Origin of the sequence: Tessaracoccus defluvii (genome assembly GCF_014489575.1) — a bacterium.
GTDB lineage: Bacteria > Actinomycetota > Actinomycetes > Propionibacteriales > Propionibacteriaceae > Arachnia > Arachnia defluvii.
On the sequence record NZ_CP060789.1, the window covers coordinates 2,784,673 to 2,802,308 of the forward strand.

At 68.1% G+C, this 17,636-nt stretch carries 15 protein-coding genes and 4 pseudogenes; 4 read left to right on the forward strand and 15 right to left on the reverse strand.

The annotated features are described in order from the left end of the window. The 4 genes and pseudogenes from H9L22_RS13250 to H9L22_RS13265 form a co-directional block, all read left to right on the forward strand. The gene (locus tag H9L22_RS13250) at positions 1-798 is read left to right on the forward strand and encodes a lysophospholipid acyltransferase family protein (protein WP_187720342.1); all 798 of its coding nucleotides are present in this window, start codon (positions 1-3) and stop codon (positions 796-798) included. Continuing rightward, the gene (locus H9L22_RS13255) at positions 795-2,501 is read left to right on the forward strand and encodes an FAD-binding oxidoreductase (RefSeq protein ID WP_226965857.1); all 1,707 of its coding nucleotides are present in this window, start codon (positions 795-797) and stop codon (positions 2,499-2,501) included. The genes H9L22_RS13250 and H9L22_RS13255 overlap by 4 nt, the downstream gene beginning before the upstream one ends. A 36-nt stretch (positions 2,502-2,537) precedes the next feature. Next, positions 2,538-3,278 (forward strand): annotated as a pseudogene (gene yaaA / locus H9L22_RS13260) (peroxide stress protein YaaA); the annotation flags it as partial. Between the two features lie 253 nt (positions 3,279-3,531). Next, positions 3,532-4,036 (forward strand): annotated as a pseudogene (locus H9L22_RS13265) (transposase); the annotation flags it as partial. A gap of 209 nt (positions 4,037-4,245) precedes the next feature. Here the strand turns inward: H9L22_RS13265 and H9L22_RS13270 are convergent. The 15 genes and pseudogenes from H9L22_RS13270 to H9L22_RS13335 form a co-directional block, all read right to left on the reverse strand. Then, complete coding sequence (locus H9L22_RS13270) at positions 4,246-4,590, reverse strand: MarR family transcriptional regulator (protein WP_187720344.1); 345 nt, start codon at positions 4,588-4,590, stop codon at positions 4,246-4,248. A gap of 217 nt (positions 4,591-4,807) precedes the next feature. Then, positions 4,808-5,152, reverse strand: a complete 345-nt coding sequence (locus tag H9L22_RS13275; protein WP_187720345.1) for a hypothetical protein — start codon at positions 5,150-5,152, stop codon at positions 4,808-4,810. A gap of 38 nt (positions 5,153-5,190) precedes the next feature. After that, a complete protein-coding gene (locus tag H9L22_RS13280) occupies positions 5,191-5,628 on the reverse strand; it encodes a hypothetical protein (RefSeq protein ID WP_187720346.1) in 438 nt (145 codons plus the stop codon). A 214-nt stretch (positions 5,629-5,842) separates the two neighbouring features. Beyond that, on the reverse strand, positions 5,843-6,586 hold the full coding sequence (locus H9L22_RS13285) for a TerC/Alx family metal homeostasis membrane protein (RefSeq protein ID WP_226965858.1): 744 nt from the start codon (positions 6,584-6,586) through the stop codon (positions 5,843-5,845). Continuing rightward, entirely contained in the window at positions 6,517-6,888 is a 372-nt protein-coding gene (locus tag H9L22_RS19035) for a TerC family protein (RefSeq protein ID WP_226965859.1), read from the reverse strand. The genes H9L22_RS13285 and H9L22_RS19035 overlap by 70 nt, the downstream gene beginning before the upstream one ends. Positions 6,889-7,141: 253 nt before the next feature. Further along, the gene (locus tag H9L22_RS13290) at positions 7,142-7,483 is read right to left on the reverse strand and encodes a phosphoenolpyruvate carboxylase (RefSeq protein WP_187722698.1); all 342 of its coding nucleotides are present in this window, start codon (positions 7,481-7,483) and stop codon (positions 7,142-7,144) included. A 9-nt stretch (positions 7,484-7,492) separates the two neighbouring features. After that, positions 7,493-7,642 (reverse strand): annotated as a pseudogene (locus H9L22_RS13295) (IS3-like element ISAar4 family transposase); the annotation flags it as partial. 40 nt (positions 7,643-7,682) lie between these two features. Continuing rightward, on the reverse strand, positions 7,683-9,041 hold the full coding sequence (locus H9L22_RS13300; protein WP_187720347.1) for an IS256 family transposase: 1,359 nt from the start codon (positions 9,039-9,041) through the stop codon (positions 7,683-7,685). A gap of 56 nt (positions 9,042-9,097) precedes the next feature. Next, positions 9,098-10,142, reverse strand: a pseudogene (locus tag H9L22_RS13305) (IS3 family transposase); the annotation flags it as partial. 143 nt (positions 10,143-10,285) lie between these two features. Beyond that, on the reverse strand, positions 10,286-10,528 hold the full coding sequence (locus H9L22_RS13310) for a hypothetical protein (protein ID WP_187720348.1): 243 nt from the start codon (positions 10,526-10,528) through the stop codon (positions 10,286-10,288). Between the two features lie 483 nt (positions 10,529-11,011). Beyond that, complete coding sequence (locus tag H9L22_RS13315) at positions 11,012-11,335, reverse strand: hypothetical protein (RefSeq protein WP_187720349.1); 324 nt, start codon at positions 11,333-11,335, stop codon at positions 11,012-11,014. A 114-nt stretch (positions 11,336-11,449) separates the two neighbouring features. Continuing rightward, positions 11,450-11,935 (reverse strand): DUF4190 domain-containing protein, encoded by a 486-nt coding sequence (locus H9L22_RS13320; RefSeq protein ID WP_187720350.1) that lies wholly within the window; start codon positions 11,933-11,935, stop codon positions 11,450-11,452. Between the two features lie 86 nt (positions 11,936-12,021). Further along, positions 12,022-14,670, reverse strand: coding sequence for a pyruvate, phosphate dikinase (gene ppdK, locus H9L22_RS13325; protein ID WP_187720351.1), 2,649 nt, complete (start codon positions 14,668-14,670; stop codon positions 12,022-12,024). 101 nt (positions 14,671-14,771) lie between these two features. Continuing rightward, positions 14,772-16,697: a hypothetical protein gene (locus tag H9L22_RS13330; RefSeq protein ID WP_187720352.1), complete on the reverse strand. Its 1,926-nt coding sequence runs from the start codon at positions 16,695-16,697 to the stop codon at positions 14,772-14,774. Positions 16,698-16,706: 9 nt separating this feature from the next. Further along, positions 16,707-17,603 carry a pyruvate, water dikinase regulatory protein gene (locus tag H9L22_RS13335; RefSeq protein ID WP_187720353.1) on the reverse strand — a complete coding sequence of 299 codons (897 nt, stop codon included), beginning with the start codon at positions 17,601-17,603 and terminating at the stop codon, positions 16,707-16,709. Positions 17,604-17,636 lie beyond the last annotated feature (33 nt).

Here is a 17,636-nt window from a genome sequence, read left to right on the forward strand (position 1 = left end):
GTGGCAAAGGACGACGCGTCGAAGCGTTACACCTCCAAGCTGCATGCCACCACCCGGCAGACGGCGCAGTTCCTGCTGCTGAAACCCGCCCTGACGCGCCTGCTGAAGATCCATGTGCACGGCCTGTCGAACCTGGACGGCCTGGAGGGCGCATTCGCCGTCTTCGGCAACCACTCGTCCCACCTCGACGCACCGCTGATCCTGTGCACCATGCCCAACCGGCTCTCCCGCTACGTCGCGACCGGCGCGGCCGGCGACTTCTTCTTCGGCAACTGGGTCAAGTCGGGCGCGATGAGCCTGTTCATGAACGCGTTCGCCGTCGACCGCGGCAAGGGCGGCAAGGGCAAACGAGGGATGGCGTCGCAGCTGTTGACCGACGGCGTCCCGATCCTCCTGTTCCCCGAGGGCACCCGCTCCCGGACCGGCTCCATGGCCCCGTTCATTCCCGGCGTGGCCTCCATGTGCATCTCCCGCGGCGTCCCTGCGCTGCCCGTCGCGCTCGTGGGCGCGTACGCGGCGTGGCCGTCGAACCAGAAGTCGCTCCCCAGTGGACGACCGGAGGTTCACGTGGTCTTCGGAAGGCCGATGCTGCCGCATCCTGGCGAGATCGCCCACGAGTTCAACGAACGGATGCGGCGCCAGGTACTGGAACTGCACGACACGACTGCCCGCGCATACGGTAAGAAGACTCTTGCCGAGTACGAGCGGACCGACGCCCTCGAACGGGCGAAGCAGACCGAGATTGGCGCACTTGTCGAAGACGCCAAGGAACACGCCGATAAGCAGGAGGACCAGTGATCGAAGGCGTCAAGCAGCAGAAGTGGTGGGGTTGGGGCGAGGAGGACAAGGCGTACCGCTACGAGGACAAGCCGAAGTTCCCCGCCTTCGTCAAGAAGATGGTGGGCGTGGACGTCACGAAGACCGTCCAGCCGATCCCCGACTTCGACACGCTCAACGTGCCCGCCTCGCAGCTCAGCGACGACCTGCGGGCCGCACTGGTGGCGATCCTCGGCGAGCGCTACGTGCAGACCGACGACATGACCCGCGTCGTGCACGCCTTCGGCAAGGGGGTGCGCGACCTGATGCGGGTGCGCCGCGGCGACCTCGGCCGGGTCCCCGACGTCGTGCTCTACCCCGCTGACCAGGCCCAGGTCGAGGCGCTCGTCGACGCCGTCGTCGCGGCCGACGGTGTGCTGATCCCCTTCGGCGGCGGCTCCAACATCGTCGCGGCCCTCGAGGCGGAACCGGGCGAGACCCGCCAGGTCGTGTCCGTGAACCTCGGCCGTCTCAACAAGGTCCTCGAGATCGACGAGGTGTCCGGGCTCGCCCACATCCAGGCCGGCGTCTTCGGCCCGGACATGGAGGACCAGCTCAAGGCCCGCGGCTGGACGATGGGCCACCACCCCGACTCGTTCGTCTGGTCGACGCTCGGCGGCTGGATCGCGACCCGCTCGTCGGGCATGCAGTCCGACAAGTACGGAGACATCGCCGACATCTGCCGTGGCCTGACCATGGTCATGCCCGGTCAGGTGCTGGAGCTGCGGCCGCTGCCGTCGTCGTCGTCGGGCCCCAGCGTCCGCGAGATGGTGCTCGGCTCCGAGGGACGCCTCGGCGTCATCACGTCGGCGTGGGTCAACGTCCACCGCATCCCCGAGGTCCGCGAGCTGCAGGCCTACTTCTTCCCGACCTACGAGGCAGGCCTGAAGGCCTGCGAGGCGATCGTCTCTTCCGACGCGGCCGTCATGATGGCGCGCGTCTCCGACGCCGTCGAGACGCGGTACATCATGGCCAACGGCAAGAAGTCCGGGAAGGTCAGCTCGTACGTCAACAAGGCCATCCAGAAGCTGATGGTCCAGAAGGGCTGGGACCTCGAGCAGATCGCGATGAGCTTCGTCGGGTTCGAGGGCAGCACGAGCCACGTCCGCTACGAGCGGGGCCTCGTCGGCCGCATCGTCAAGGAGCACGGGGGCATGGGCGTCGGCAAGGGCCCTGGCACGCTGTACGACCAGAAGAAGTACGACACCCCGTACCTGCGTGACTTCATGCTCGACCGCGGCCTCGTCTGCGACGTGTCCGAGACCACGACGCCCTGGGCCTACGCGGCGGAGATCCACACCAAGACCGTCGCCGCGTTCCACGCGAAGATGGACGAACTCGGGGTGCAGGGCGTGCTGTTCTGCCACCTGAGCCACTCGTACCACTCGGGCGCCTGCCAGTACTTCACGTTCGCCATCAACGACTCGTCGGAGAATGCGGAGCGCACCTACGACGAGGCCAAGCGGGTCGTGCAGCAGTCGTTCATGGACTTCCACGGCACCGTCTCGCACCACCACGGCGTCGGCGAGGAGCACAGCCCGTGGATGGAGCAGGACATCTCGCCGGCCGGCGTGTTCATCCAGCGCAAGCTGTTCGAGGGGGTCGACCCTGGCAACAACCTGAACCCCGGGAAGATCGTCCACGACGGCCGCCCGGGGATCTCCAGCAACAGCCCCGACGCCTGACGCGGCCATGCTCACGGTCCTGTCCCCGCCAAGTCCCTCGACTACGACTCGCCGAGGGCGACGCGGAAGCACACCCAGCCGCGGCTGCTGGAGCAGTCGGCGGGCCTGATCGACGTCATGCGAGGAAAGTCCCCGGCGGACATCGCGTCGCTCATGCACATCTCCGACGATCTGGCCCACCTGAACGCGACCCGCTACCTCGAATACAGCGACGAGCACACGCCGCGCAACTCGCGGCAGGCGATCCTCGCCTTCAACGGCGACGTCTACCAGGGCCTGAACGCGGCGAGCTTCGACACCCGGGACCTCACCGAGGCGCAGAAGACGGTGCGGATCCTGTCGGGTCTCTACGGCCTGCTGCGGCCGCTCGACCTGATCCAGCCGCACCGGCTGGAGATGGGCACCCGGCTGGCCACGGAGCGCGGCGCGTCGCTGTACGACTGGTGGGGCACGCGGGTCACCGACCTGCTGGCCGACGATCTCGCCGCCAGCCCCGGCGCCCCGGTGCTGGTGAACCTCGCGAGCGCCGAGTACGCGAAGGTGCTGCGCCTTGATGACCTCGACGCGACGGTGGTCACCCCACGTTTCGAGGACCGCGACCCCAAGGGAAACCCGCGGGTCGTCAGCTTCTTCGCGAAGCGGGCGCGGGGCACGATGGCGGCCTGGCTGGTCCGCCACCGCGTCCGCAGCGCCGCGAAGGTCTCCGAGTTCAGCGCCGACGGCTACGTCCTCGACGAGGCCCGCTCGACGCGCACCACCCCTGTGTTCGTCCGCTAGCCGACACCATCCCTGCACAACCCGGGAGCCGCACCTCCGCGTCCTCACTCACGTCGCGCAAGGGCCGGCTGACCTCAGCCATCCTGGAGGCGTTCGCGCGCTTGCTCGACGAGTGCCCGGTAGTCCGCACGCAGCGGCTCGGTGAGCACCGTCTCAAGGGCGGACTCCAGGTCCCAAAGGACTGGGCGGCCTAGGGATTTCGGACGGTGGGCCCTCTTAAGCTGAGGGCGCTACTGAAAGAGAGATCGGCAGGATGACTGCATCACGACGGCGATTCAGCCAGGAGTTCAAGGACGAGCTGTGCCAGGAGGTGATCTCGACCTCGAAACCGATCCGGGAGGTCGCTGAGGCCTACGGTGTCGGCCCGGAGACGCTGCGCAACTGGCTGATCAAGTACCGCAACACGCACGGGGGCACCGAGACAGAGCTGACGGTCACCGAGCGTGCTCGGTTGAAGGAGCTCGAGCGGGAGAATCAGGAGCTCCGTGCGGAGACGGCGTTCCTAAAAAAGCCGCGGCCTACTTCGCGAGGGAACCGCGGTAGTAGGCAAGTACGAGTACATCGATTCCCTCCGAAACGACCCGACCGAGACGACCCCGGTGTGGAAGATGTGCCTGTGGTTGGCGGTGTCAACCTCGGGTTTCTACGACTGGCTCAAGCGCCCGCAGTCAGCCACTGCCGCGCGCCGGGAAGCACTGGCTGCACGGGTCCGGCACTTCTTCACGGCCTCTGACGGCACCTACGGGTATCGACGCATAGCGAGCACAGACCCTCCTCGGCCAGTGACATCGCGGCCCTGGGCATTCTCCGCGACGGCACTGCAGGACACGCGCAGGTCCACCACCACTTCGCGCTGGCCCGGGCCTGCCCAAGAGAGTCCCGCGACCTCACCGAGAGTCGCCTGTCGTTCTCCCGCCGCTTGGAGCGCTCGCGTTCAGGCTGCCGGCAGTACGACGTAGGGAAGGATTCAGAGCTGGGGGCACTCGGGCACTTCAATGAGGGAGGCAGGGCGGGGCAGCCGCGCCCGGTCGACCGGTCGCCTGACCAGCGCCACGAACTCGCCCAGGCTGACCCCCGCTTCGAGCGTGTGCCGCAGGTGAGCGTGGTGGGCGATGTGGTAGCGGTTGCGCCGGCCTTCCTTGTCCTTGGTGACGTAGCCTTGGTTGACGAGTTCTCGGACGATCTGCTGCACCGCCCGCTCCGTGATTCCGACCATGTCAGCGATGTCGCGCATGCGCGCGTCCGGGTTCATGGACAGTGCGACGAGCACGTGTCCGTAGTTGGACAGAAAGGTCCAGCCGCCGTCGTTCATACGAAGAAGGATACGCGAGTTACCCTTCTAATGCAGGAGGGTGACCGCCTCCACGGCCGCTGCAAGGGCAGAACTGGTCACAAGCATCACCAGTCGGCCGACTCCCGCAAGGCGGTTCTGCCCGTCGGCAACCCCTGATCGCCGCGCGGGCGCAGGTCGGTAGATTCTCCAGCGACCTCGGCCTTCTCGACCAGCTGGCGAGACTCCCGCCGGAGAGTCAGTTCCCGAAAATCTTCCCCCAGCCCGGGATCTCCAGCTGGGCGAGCTGCTCTCCCGCGCTACTGACGTCTTGGCTCAATCCGGCAATCTGGTCCGCTGCCCCGGCGGCGGCCTCAGTCGCCCCGCCAGCCAGGTCTGCGGCCCCCGTGGTCAGATCCTCGACACCGCTGGTGAAGCCTGCCAGATCGATTGAGCCCGCCAAGGCATCGAAATCGACACCGGCGGCGAGGGCTTCACCGAGGAGCGGGGCGGCAACCGCGCTGAGTGCCGCGCCGCCGGCCACGGCGATCAGCAGCCCGCCGCCTGCACCCGCGGCGGCCGCTCCGAGCCCCTGCCCGGTCATGGCCGCGCCGGGGAGAGGGGTGCGCGCAAGAATCCCAGCTAGGACACCGGGCCGGGCGGCCTCGGCGCGGGTGGCGGTGCGGGCAAGATCCGCCGGCTGCGACGTGCGTGGCTGCTCTTCGGGGGTAGTTCGGTGCGGAGTCGCGTGTGGAGCTGGTCGCGCTGTTCCGGGGTGAGCCGGGCGAACGCTTCCGCATGGATCCGCTCCAGCTGGGCGGGCTCCGCTGTCCGCAGCAGGTAGTCGTAGCGGGCCACTGCCGCACTGGCGGCCGGGTCGTCCTCCGACGGGGGGGTCGGTCCCACCGGTCGCGAGGCTGCTGCCGGGGGCGCGGCGGACGGGCGTGTGAGCCCCTCGACCGTGCCCCGCAGGGCGCTCGTCCAATCCGGAGTCTGGCCGCCAGCGGTCTTCGCCGGGGCGGCGGTCTTGTTGTTGAGGGCCTTGTAGGCCAGGCCGCTGAGGTGGTCGAACAGGTTCATGAGCGTTCCCTTCGGGGTGTGCGGTGGTACTGATCAGAGCGTGGCGGGTCCGCCGGGTGTGCGCTCCAGGCTCAGTCCGGTGGGCGGCGGACGGTCGTCGAAAGGCCTTCCGACCCGTTCTCGCCCCGGCGGACCACAGCGTCGGAACGGCCGACGGACGGGTTGTCCGTCGCCGTTGGGGTGGCTCCTCGATCGCGGTCGGCAGGTGTACCTGTCAGCCGCCGGAGCGACCGTTCCCCGTCCCCGCGGGCACAGGTGAGCGACGGCCGAAGACGGGCTCGACCGCAGCGAGCTCCTCGTCGGTGGCGATCCGGAAGGCCCCTGCCGACTCGGCCTGTACTTCGCGTCGACCTTGACCGCGGGTGGCGCGGAGACTGGCGACGATGGACACGGTGATGATGCTGGCGACGACGGCGAGGCTGATCGTGGTCGGGATGTAGAGCACGTCCAGCAGCAGCATCTTGATGCCCACCCAGATCAGGACGAACGAGAGCCCGATCTTGAGGTAGACGAACCGGTGGATCAGGTCAGCGAGGAGGAAGTACATGGCTCGCAGGCCGAGGATCGCGAACGCGTTGGCGGTGAAGACGAGGAACGGTTCGCTCGTCACGGCGAAGATCGCCGGGATCGAGTCGACGGCGAAGATGATGTCAGTGATCTCCACCAGCACCAGCACCGCTAGTAGCGGCGTCGCCACCACAAGCCCCGCCTTGCGGACCAGGAACTTCTGCCCGTGGTACGCGTCTGTCATCGGCACGAACCTGCGGAACACCTTGAGGATGCGGGACTTCTCAGGATGGACGTGCTCGTTGCGTGAGCGGAACATCCGCCAGCCGGTGTAGATCAGGAACGCCGCGAAGACATAAAGGACCCACGAGAAGTTCTCGATCAGCGCGGCGCCGGCGGCGATGAAGATCCCGCGGAAGACCAGCGCACCGAGGACGCCGAGGAACAGCACCCGGTGTTGAAGCTCGCGGGGACCGCGAAGGCGGCGAAGATGATCGCCCAGATGAACACGTTGTCGACGGCGAGGGATTTCTCGATCAGATAACCGGCGAAGTACTGCTGCCCGAATTCCGCGCCCCACAGCGTCCACACCAGCACACCGAACGCGACACCGATCGTCACCCACACGATCGACCAGGCGGCGGCTTCCCGAACCCCGATCACGTGGGCCGTGCGGTGGGCGATGAGGTCGACGACGAGCATCACCAGGATCACACCCAGGACGGCGAACCAGGCCCAGAGAGGAACAGTCATGACAAAAACCTCCACGAATATCGTGAAGGTCTCATCGGCCCTCAGGGCCCTGCGCACCGGGTCCCGCAGCGGGACCGTATTGACGATGCGGAGCGAGGATTACTCCCCTTCGGGTCCAATGAGACAGGAAGAGTGCCTCCACGTCAAGTCAGCCAGGTCGGGGCCGCTGAGAAGACCCGTCACAGGACACCCGCAGCGTCGACGCCCTCGTCGGCCGGTGCGTTGCCGGTTTGCCCCGGACGTTCGGGAAGCCTCAGCCGGTGTTCTGCAGGCCGGCTGCAGCCCCCTTCACCGTGAGTAGCAGAACCTTCGCCCACTGCTGCCGGGTTTGGGGGTCCGAGGGGTCGTCGGTCTCGGTGCCTTTGTTGCGCAGCAGTCGCAGGGCGCGGAGTTGTAGGTGACTGAGGGCGTCGATGTCGGGGGCGCGGAGGGTGATCCTGGTGCGGAGTTGGGGCTTGTGCTGAAGGAGTTCGTTTTGTTCGAGTGTGGCGAGCACGGTACGGCGGGTGAGGTCGAACTCGGCTAGAACGGCGGTCGTGATGTCAGGGCGTCCGCCGAGTGGGCTGCCGCGGTGATTTCGGACAGCGGAGTTGATTGGTTTCTCTTACGCTGCCAGTGCTGGCTGCTGGTAACTGTAGTGGACCTCGTTGGGCCTGCGGTAGCCGAGGGCGGAGTGCCGGCGGCGGCTGTTGTAGAACCCCTCGATGTAGGCGATGACGTCACGTCTGGCACGTTCTTTCGTCGCGTAGGAGCTTGTCAAGTTGTTTGTGTAAGGGTTTCGGTCTCCGGGTGGTTTAGAGGTAGGGGTTGATGCGGTCGGGGTAGGCGATGGCGAGTTGGGCCAGGGCCTGTTTCCAGTTGGTGGTGACTTGTCCTTCGACGAGGCGGCCTTCGGCGTTGCGTTTCTCTCCCTTCTTGCGTCCTTTCTCCTTGGCGCGGTCGCGGGCCCGCTTGTCCTCGATGTTGCAGATCGCCAGCCACAGCAGCTTGACCGCGGCCTCGTCGGAGGGGAAGTGGCCTCGGTTCTTGGTCACCTTCCGCAGCTGGTAGTTCAAGGATTCGATGGCGTTGGTGGTGTAGATCACGCGCCGCAGCATCGGCGGGAACGCCAGGAACGGGATGAACTTGGTCCACGCATCGGTGAACACGCGCACCGTGTTCGGGTTCCCGCGACCGAGTTCGGAGGCGGCGAACTCCTCCAGCGCGGTCTTCGCGGCGTCGGCGTCAGCGGCCTGGTAGATCGGCTTCAACGCCGCCGCCACCTGCTTGCGGTCCTTGTAGTTGACGAATCGCATCGCGGAGCGGATCAGGTGCACCACGCAGGTCTGGACGGTCGAGTCGGGCCAGGTCGCCTCGACGGCCTCGGGGAAACCGGTCAGCCCGTCGCAGCACACGATCAGCACGTCGCGGACGCCGCGGTTGGCGAGCTGCGCGCAGACCCCGGCCCAGAACTTCGCGCCTTCCGTGGCCTGGATCCAGATCCCCAGCACGTGCTTGATGCCGTCGATGTCGACCCCGACCGCGATGTGAGCGGCCTTGTTCCGCACGTGGGCGCCGTCGCGGATCTTCACGATCAGCGCATCGAGGTAGATCACCGGATAGAACGAATCCAGCGGCCGCTGCTGCCACACCATCACCTCATCGGCGACCTCGTCGGTGATCTTCGAGATCGTCTCGCGGCTGATCTCGGTACCGATCGTGGAGACCAGGTGATGCTCGATGTCACGGACCGTCATCCCGCCCGCGTACAGCGAGATGATCATGTCATCGAGCCCTGACAGGCGCCTGGAGCCCTTCGGGACCAGCATCGGAGTAAACGACCCGTCCCGGTCTCGGGGGATCGCCAGATCGACGTCCCCGACGCTGGTGGCCACCGTCTTCGGATACGACCCGTTGCGGGAGTTGGGGAACATGTCGGCGTCCGGGTCGCCCTTGTCGTAGCCGAGGTGGTCGCTGAGCTCGGCCTGGAGGCCGCGCTCGAGGCCGGCCTTGATCAGCTGCTGGATCAGCCCGTCGCGGCCCTCCAGCTGGACCTCACCGGCATCGATGCGGGCATACAGGTCATCCAGCGCCCCGGAGGCCTCCAACGCGGACACGCCCTCACGCTGAGCACGGCGCCGGTCCTCACGGTCCAATCTGTCTATCACGGTCATCATTCTGCTTTCGTGTCAGGAGCCCCACCCCTTACACACACCATCTGACACCCTCTCGCGTAGACGGTGCGGTAGACCCGCTCGTTCTTCAACGCGGAGAAGAACGATTCGGCCATCGCGTTATCCCAGCACACGCCCGTGCGCCCCATCGAGGACCGCATGCCCAGCCCTGCCACCAGTGCCCGATAACCGGCCGAGGTGTAAACGCTGCCGCGGTCGGAGTGGAAGATCGCGTCAGGCTCGATCACGGCCGTCGCGGCCGCGTTACGCAGCGCGGTCTCGACGAGCTCGGTGCGCATGTGATCAGCGATCGACCAGCCGACGACCTTCTTCGAGTAACAGTCGATCACCGTGGCTAGGTAGATGAAACCCTGCCAGGTGTCAATGTCGGTGATATCGCCGACGAACCTCACCCCGGGCCGCTCGGCAGTGAAGTCCCGTTTCACCAAGTCAGGCATGCATGCCGCAGCTTCCGCGTCTGCTGGGGTTGTGACCCGGAACGGGCGCGGTTGGCAGGGCACGAGGTGTTCCTGCCGCATGATCTGGCGCACCAGCTCCGGTGAACACTCCACGCCCTCAGCCGCAAGGTCGGCGTGGATGCGTCGATATCCGTAGGTGCCGTCAGAGGCCGTGAAGAAGTGCCGGACCCGTGCAGCCAGTGCTTCCCGGCGCGCGGCAGTGGCTGACTGCGGGCGCTTGAGCCAGTCGTAGAACCCCGAGGTTGACACCGCCAACCACAGGCACATCTTCCACACCGGGGTCGTCTCGGTCGGGTCGTTTCGGAGGGAATCGATGTACTCGTACTTGCCTACTACCGCGGTTCCCTCGCGAAGTAGGCCGCGGCTTTTTTAGGAACGCCGTCTCCGCACGGAGCTCCTGATTCTCCCGCTCGAGCTCCTTCAACCGAGCACGCTCGGTGACCGTCAGCTCTGTCTCGGTGCCCCCGTGCGCGTCGCGGTACTTGATCAGCCAGTTGCGCAGCGTCTCCGGGCCGACACCGTAGGCCTCAGCGACCTCCCGGATCGGTTTCGAGGTCGAGATCACCTCCTGGCACAGCTCGTCCTTGAACTCCTGGCTGAATCGCCGTCGTGATGCAGTCATCCTGCCGATCTCTCTTTCAGTAGCGCCCCCAGCTTAAGAGGGCCCACCGTCCGAAATCCCTAGGCCACCCACACAGGCACACGGTGTCAAGGCAACGCAAGGGGGGACGGCTTCCGCCGTCCCCCCGTTTCCGTACTGTCAGCTCAGTACATGCCCAGGAACGAGAACAGGAAGATGAAGTAGGCGATGTAGAACAGGATCATCAGCGAGCCACCGACGATGGTGATGATGCTGAAGATCTTGCCAAGCATGTAGCCGGTCTTCAGGTTGCCACCCCACTGGTACGGGGCGCCTGCCTCGATCTCCTTCTTCGCCTGGCCACCCAGGTACCAGGCGATGAACGCCGTGATCCCCGTGAAGATGCCGATGATGCCCAGGATGAACACGGTCTGCGTCTGAGGGTGGTCGGCCGTCGCGTAGCCGCCGCCGTAGGCGTAGCCCGGCGCCTGGAGCTGGCCGTAGGGGCCATCCCCCCTGCTGCGGCTGCCCGTAGCCGGCGCCCGTCTGGTACGGCACCCCGTACGGTGTCTGACCAGCCGCCTGACCGTAGGGCGTCGACTGGCCGAACGACGGCTGGCCGTACGGGGACGGCTGGCTGGTCGGCTGCGCTGCGGGCTGCACGTAGGGCGAGGGCTGGCCCGTCGGCTGGGAGTAGGGGGCCGGCTGCGCCGTGGGGTCGGTGTAGGAGCCGGGCGCGTATGGCTCGTAGCCCTGCGGCGCCTCGAACTGCGGCTGCTGGTCGGACATGGAGTCCTCCTTGAATGAAGTCTGCGGCAAGTGTCTCACGGCGGCGGGGCCGTAGGGAGGCGCTCACAGCACGACGGGCCGGGGGTTCGCCCCCGGCCCGTCGTCGCGTGTGAGGCTGTCGATCAGGACATGCCGCCGGCGGCGAGCCCGATGATCGCGATGATCCAGAAGACGATGGCGATGGCCATACCGACGATGGCGATGATCGAGATGATCTTGCCCAGCAGATAACCGGTCTTCAGCGCGCCACCCCAGAGGTAAGGGGCGCCGGCGTCGATCTGCTTCTTGGCCTGGGCGCCCTTGTACCAGGCGATGAAGGCACAGATGCTGACGAAGATGCCGATGATGCCGAGCAGCTGGACGGTCTGAGCGTCCGGGTGCTCGGGCTGCATGGCTCCGTAACCCATCGGCGGGCCGGGCTGGTAGCTGGGAGGGGGCTGCGTCATGGTTTGCTCCTTGAATAGTGGGGCCGTCACCGAGAATCATTGCCCGCCTGCGGGGTCACCCGCAACGAAATCGGGATTTTTCGTCTCCCATGGACACACCGACCCGGGTCGGCTTCACCTGGCTGCGACGAACACGAACATGAGCAGCCCCCAGAACAGGACCTGGAGGACGGTGAAGGTGATGCCCAGCACCATCCCTGCCCGCGCCGATCCGCCGAACCGGTAGGGCTGGCCGGCGGCCACGTCGCGACTCGCCCGCGCGCCCATCCCCCACGCGAATGGGGCGAAGATGCCGAAGAACACCCCGAGGATTCCGAGGGTGAGGATGGTGCCCGACTGGGGATGCTCCGGCAGCTGCGTCGGATAGAGCCCCTGGTACGGGTATACCTGCCCCTGGTAGGGGCTGGGCTGGGGCAGGTACGGCTGGGGCGCCTGGTAGCTGGCCACGCCGTAGGCGTGTGGCTGGACCGGCGGGTACAGGGGCTCCGCGTAGGGCGCGACGACCGACGGCGGCGCAGACTCCGGACCCTGACGGGTGACGGGAGCCGGCTCCGGCACTGGGCCGAAGTCGTACGGATCCGAAACGGGGCTCGAGGACATGGGCACCTCCTGCCCCCCATCGTAGGCGTGGGCCCGACCGCTCAGGTCGGACCCACGTCCCTGTCCATGTGCTCTCCGGTCGCGATCTACTCGCCCTGGAGCACCGCCTTGGCCGCCGCGAAGCGGGCGATCGGCACCCGGAACGGCGAGCAGCTGACGTAGTCGAGGCCGACGCTGTTGAAGAAGGTGATCGAGTCCGGATCGCCGCCGTGCTCGCCACACACCCCCGTCTTCAGCTTCGGCTTGGTGGCCCGTCCGCGCTCGACTCCCATAGCGACGAGCTGACCGACGCCGTCGACGTCGATCGACTCGAACGGGTTGCGCTCCAGCACGTGGTCCATCACGTAGCTGGTGAGGAAGCCGTTCTCGGCGTCGTCGCGGGAGATGCCGATGGCCGTCTGCGTCAGGTCGTTCGTGCCGAACGAGAAGAAGTCGGCGTGCTCGGCGATCCGGTCGGCGATCAGGGCCGCGCGGGGCAGCTCGATCATGGTGCCGACGGTGTAGTCGAGGGTGCGGCCGGCGCGGGCCAGCTCGTCCTCGACCGCGGCGACCACGATGTCCCGCTGCGTCTCCAGCTCCTGCGACAGCGCCACGAGCGGGATCATGATCTCGACACCGACCGTCTCGCCCTCCCGGTCGAGGACGGCGAGCGCGGCCCGGATGATCGCCCTGGCCTGCATGTCCGGGATCTCCGGGTACAGCATGGCCAGCCGGCAGCCGCGGGTGCCGAGCATCGGGTTCAGCTCGTGCAGCTTCTTCACCTGGGCCAACGTCTGCCGCGCCTCGGCCAGCACGTCGGCGTCGGCCCTCTCGAACTCGAGGCGCTGCACCAGCAGCGACTGCTCCACCAGGTTCGGCAGGAACTCGTGCAGCGGCGGGTCGAGGAGGCGGACGGTGACCGGCAGCCCCTTCATCGCCGTGAAGATGCCCTCGAAGTCGACCTGCTGCATCGGGAGGATCTCAGCCAGCGCCGCGGAGCGCTGATCGGGGCTCTCCGCCAAGATCATCTTGCGGACGGCCGGGAGGCGGTCCGCGGCCATGAACATGTGTTCGGTGCGGCACAGGCCGATGCCCTCGGCGCCCAGTTCGCGGGCCTTGGTGGCGTCGTCGAAGTTGTCGGCATTGGCCCGCACGCCGAGGCGACGAACGCCGTCGGCCCATTCGACGAGCCGGGTGAAGTCGTCGTTGATCTGCGGCGGGATCAGTTCGAGCGCCTCGCCGTAGACCTTGCCCTCGGAGCCGTCGAGGGTGATGGTCTCCCCCTCCGCGATGACCCGGTCACCGATGGTCAGCGTCCGGGCGACGGGATCGATCCGGATCCCGGCGGCGCCGGCGACGCAGGGCTTGCCCATGCCGCGGGCCACGACGGCCGCGTGCGAGGTCATGCCGCCGTGTGCGGTCAGGATGCCCTGCGCGGCGATGACGCCGTGGATGTCGTCGGGCGTCGTCTCGAAACGCACCAGAACCACGGGCTCGCCCTTGCCGCCGCGCTCGGCGGCCGTGTCGGCGTCGAAGACCACACCACCGACGGCGGCGCCCGGCGATGCCGGCAGGCCCTGCGCGATCGGCGTGCGGCCGTGCGCCGGGTCGATCGCCGGGTGCAGCAGCTGGTCCAGCTGGCCGGGCTCGATGCGCAGGAGCGCCTCCTCCTTCGAGATGATCCCCTCGTCGACGAGGTCGGAGGCCACCTTCAGGGCGGCGGCGGCGGTGCGCTTGCCATTGCGGGTCTGCAGCAGGAAGAGGTGACCATCCTCGATGGTGAACTCCATGTCCTGCATGTCCTTGTAGTGGTTCTCCATCTTGTGCATCGTGTCGACGAGCTGCTGGTAGGCCTCGGGGAGGATCTCCTGCATCTCCTCGAGCGGCCGCGGGGTGCGGATGCCGGCGACGACGTCCTCGCCCTGGGCGTTGACGAGGAACTCACCGTAGAGGGCCCGCTCGCCCGTGGAGGGGTTGCGCGTGAAGCAGACGCCGGTGGCCGACGTGTCGCCGCGGTTGCCGAAGACCATCTGCATGATGTTGACGGCGGTGCCGAGGCTGGCGGGGATGTTGTTGGCCCGGCGGTACACCTCGGCGCGCGGGTTCTGCCACGACCGGAAGACGGCGTTGACGGCGCGGTTGAGCTGCTCGCGCGGATCGGACGTCCACTCGCCGCCCAGGTGGTCGTTGGAGATCTCCTTGAACGACGAGACGAGTTCCTTGAGGTCCGCCGCGGTCAGGTCGGTGTCGTTCTCGACGCCGCGCGCATGCTTGAGGCCCGACAGGGCGTCCTCGTAGGCGTGCGCGGGCACGCCCTCGACGACCTCGCCGTACATCTGGATGAACCGGCGATAGCAGTCCCAGGCGAAGCGCTCGTTGTTGAACTCGGTGGCCAGGGCCTCCACGGAGGCGTCGGACATGCCCAGGTTCAGGATCGTGTCCATCATGCCGGGCATGGAGAAGACCGCGCCGGAGCGGACCGACACCAGCAGCGGCTTCTCGGAACCGCCGAGGATGCGCCCGGTGCGCTCCTCGAGACGCGCGAGCGCCTCGGCTATCTGATCGGCGAGGCCGGCCGGCCATTCGCCGTTGTTGTTCATCGTCTCGACGCACGCCGTCGTGGTGACGGTGAAGGCGTCCGGAACCGGCACCCCGACCTTGTGCATCTCCGCGACGCCGGCGCCCTTGCCACCCAACAGGGTCTTCATGCTCGCGTCGCCGTCGGAGAGGTCGTAGATGAATCGTTCGTCGCTCATGGGGGAAATCTCCTTTGACTGCCCAGGACCACTGTGTCCTACTGGCCCAAGCCTAGACCGCCCTCCGGGGGTGATGTGGGCGGGGTAGCCACTCGGCCGGGTCAGGCGGTCCCGCGAGCGCCGTCGCCGAGGAAACGGGCCACGCGTCGGAGGAAGTCCGCGGGGAGTTCGTCGTCCGCGATCGCCCGCCGACCGGCCTCGGCCACGGCCGGGTGCACGTAGCGGGGGCTGAGCAGCCGCGGGTTGCCCGCGAGGAGTTCGAGCGCGAACCTGACGGCGACCTCGGCTCCCGGCGCCTCCCCCAGCACATAGCTGACGGCGGCCTCAAACGGCTCCGCCTCCGCCTGTTCGGCGTACAGGAAGAGGTAGGCGACGATGGCGGCCGGCTGGTCGTAGAGGTCGGCGTCGACGATGACGCCGCGCAGCCGCTCCAGCACCGCGTCGTCGACGTCCTCGTACATGGTCAGCAGCAGTTGGAGGGGCCGGGCCCAGGCCTGCTTCAGCTGCATCACCGCCGTCCAGACCTCCTCGGCACGCGGATGTTCGGCCTCGAACAGGCCGATGACGAGGCTGACGAGCGCGGGCTGCACCCTGGCATACGGGCCGGGGCGGCGGACGAAACGCCTGCGCCAGCCCTTCAGGAGGGCGTCGCCGTCGGCCGTGGTGAACCGGCCGCAGGCGACGAGGGCCTCGAGCAGGTAGGCGTCCAGCACGTCTGCCGCCGCTGCGGGAGGGGCGAGCAGCGTCGCCCGGAACCACTCCTCCTGCGCCGGGCTGAGGTCCCTGACCTCGCCCAGCGTCTCCCACAGGGCGTGGGGGCTGTCGAGGCCGATCGGAGGGCACCAGCCGTCGAGTCCGGCCGCTGCGAGCCGTTCGCCGGCCTCGGCCACCGCGGCGTCGAGAGCCGCGACGGTACCGGCCCCGGCACTGCGGTAGACGTGCCCCTCCGGCAGGCGCCTGGTCCAGGCGAGCAGCACCGCCCGCTGCCGCTCCGGCAGCCGCGGCTCGGTCAGCAGCGCCGCGAGCCGGGCGGCCTCTGCCTCGGTGGTCGGGGCGGGGTCGAACGGTGCCGGTGTCAGCGTGTGCAGGCCGCAGATGAACCTGTCGACGGCGGCGCCGTCAACCCCCTGGGAGGAGAGCCGCTCGGCGATCTCCACGCCCACCGCCCAGGCATCGTTCCCGTCGAGGGCGGCGGCGATCCGGGCCTCGGCGACATGGGCATCGATCCGTCGGGCGACCTCCACGGTCTCCGTGGTCGGCGCCAGCACCAGCAGGCTCCCGGCGCCGGGCTCGCCGCGGTCGTGGAGGGCGGTCGCCAGGTCCGCGGCGAGCGTGGCGGCGTCGCCGAGACGTCCGCGCTCCCGCAACAGGTTGACCACGACGTGGGCCGGCGCGGCCGGCGGCTGGTCGACGTCGGCGCGGAGGGCGCGCACGGCCTCGTCGAGTTCGCCGTCGGTGACGGCGTCCTGCGAGTCGAGCAGGGCGAAGGCACGCGCGCGGTGCCCGGCGGTCGCGCCGTCGGCGACCACGGCGTGCAGCCAGGTGACGGCGCCGTCCGCCAGCGGGGCGCGCAGCCGCATGCGGGGATGGTCGCCGTACCAGTGGCGGTCGGTCTCCATCGCCGTCAGCGCGGAGTCGACGGCGTCGTCGTCGGTCAGGTCGATGGCGGACGGATCGAAGCGCACCGCGATGGTGAAGGCCTCATCCTCGGAGCCGCCGCCACCCAGCTCGAAACGGTCGGGCAGCGTGGACAGCCGCCGTCTGACCTCGGCGAGGTCGCCGCCGTGGTAGACGTGTTGGACGCCGGTCAGCCGGCCTCCCTTGAACGCGTGGCTCTGGTTGTGCCAGCCGACCCACGACACGTCCGGCGACAGACCCCTGGCCTCTGCCTCCTCGGCCGCGGCCACGCCGACATCCGCAGCGTCGAAGGGGCCGCCGTCACGGGTGGCGGGTGGCAACGCGACGAAGCCGTCGTCGTTCAGGCCCCTGAGCCAGGCGCGGAGGAGGGCGAGGTCGGTGCTGCTCATGGGGCGACGCTACCGTCGCTCAGGGCCGCCAGCGATTGCCCGCCTGCCCCACGCCGGGGGACGGCGGAGCCGAGCCCCCACCTTGACGGCCCTGTCGTCGACCACGTCGATGATCCGGGCGGCGGCCTCCTCGACGGCGACACCCGTGGTGTCGATGATGGGGCAGCCGAGCCTGCGCTGGATCTTGCCGATCTCGTCGAGCTCGTCGTAGATCTTCACGAGGTCGGCGTAGCCGTCCTTGGTGCCGAATCCGCCCATGCCGCGGACCCGCTCCCCACGGATCCGCAACAGCCGCTCGGCGTCCATGGTCAGGCCGATGAGCCTCCAGCGGTCGACCTCGAACAGTTCCTTGGGAGGCGCGATGCCTGGCACGAGCGGCACGTTGACGGCCTTGTACCCGAGGTAGGCGAGGTAGATCGACAGAGGCGTCTTGCCGGAGCGTGACGGCCCGATGAGGCAGATGTCCGCCTCCCGCAGCGTCTGTGGCAGGGCGCCGTCGTCGTTGCGGACGGCGAAGTCGATCGCCGCCATGCGGACGAAGTAGTCGGCCTCGACGCCGAGGGGCCGCATGGGGACCTGGTCGGCGGGGATCCCGGAGATCTCCTCCAGCGCCCGCATGGCGTCGGTCATGAGATCGGCGAAGGGGATGTGCGCGTCGCGGCAGAAGTTCGTCACCAGCGCGGCCAGCTCCTCGTTGACGAGCGTGAAGAACACGGCCACCGGAACGTCAGCCCCCCGGATCCCCTCCAACGCGTTCAGGAGATCGGAGGTAGCGGACAGCTTCCGGTGCCGCACGATCGTGAACCGGCGCGTCGGGAACTGGGTAACGGCTGCGCGCGCGATGCGGGCGGCCGTCTCGCCGGTGGAATCGGCGATGACATGGATCTCCAGCGACTCTGCTGACATGTCCCCAGCCTAGCGACGCCGTCAGCGACGCCC

What these genes read in the sequence shown, in the direction of transcription:
- H9L22_RS13270 (WP_187720344.1), bottom strand. Translation starts at nt 4,590, where the DNA reads ATGAACGACGGCGGCTGGACCTTTCTGTCCAACTACGGACACGTGCTC.
- H9L22_RS13275 (WP_187720345.1), bottom strand. Translation starts at nt 5,152, where the DNA reads ATGACCGGGCAGGGGCTCGGAGCGGCCGCCGCGGGTGCAGGCGGCGGG.
- H9L22_RS13280 (WP_187720346.1), bottom strand. Translation starts at nt 5,628, where the DNA reads ATGAACCTGTTCGACCACCTCAGCGGCCTGGCCTACAAGGCCCTCAAC.
- H9L22_RS19035 (WP_226965859.1), bottom strand. Translation starts at nt 6,888, where the DNA reads ATGACTGTTCCTCTCTGGGCCTGGTTCGCCGTCCTGGGTGTGATCCTG.
- H9L22_RS13300 (WP_187720347.1), bottom strand. Translation starts at nt 9,041, where the DNA reads ATGACCGTGATAGACAGATTGGACCGTGAGGACCGGCGCCGTGCTCAG.
- H9L22_RS13315 (WP_187720349.1), bottom strand. Translation starts at nt 11,335, where the DNA reads ATGACGCAGCCCCCTCCCAGCTACCAGCCCGGCCCGCCGATGGGTTAC.
- H9L22_RS13320 (WP_187720350.1), bottom strand. Translation starts at nt 11,935, where the DNA reads ATGTCCTCGAGCCCCGTTTCGGATCCGTACGACTTCGGCCCAGTGCCG.
- ppdK (WP_187720351.1), bottom strand. Translation starts at nt 14,670, where the DNA reads ATGAGCGACGAACGATTCATCTACGACCTCTCCGACGGCGACGCGAGC.
- H9L22_RS13330 (WP_187720352.1), bottom strand. Translation starts at nt 16,697, where the DNA reads ATGAGCAGCACCGACCTCGCCCTCCTCCGCGCCTGGCTCAGGGGCCTG.
- H9L22_RS13335 (WP_187720353.1), bottom strand. Translation starts at nt 17,603, where the DNA reads ATGTCAGCAGAGTCGCTGGAGATCCATGTCATCGCCGATTCCACCGGC.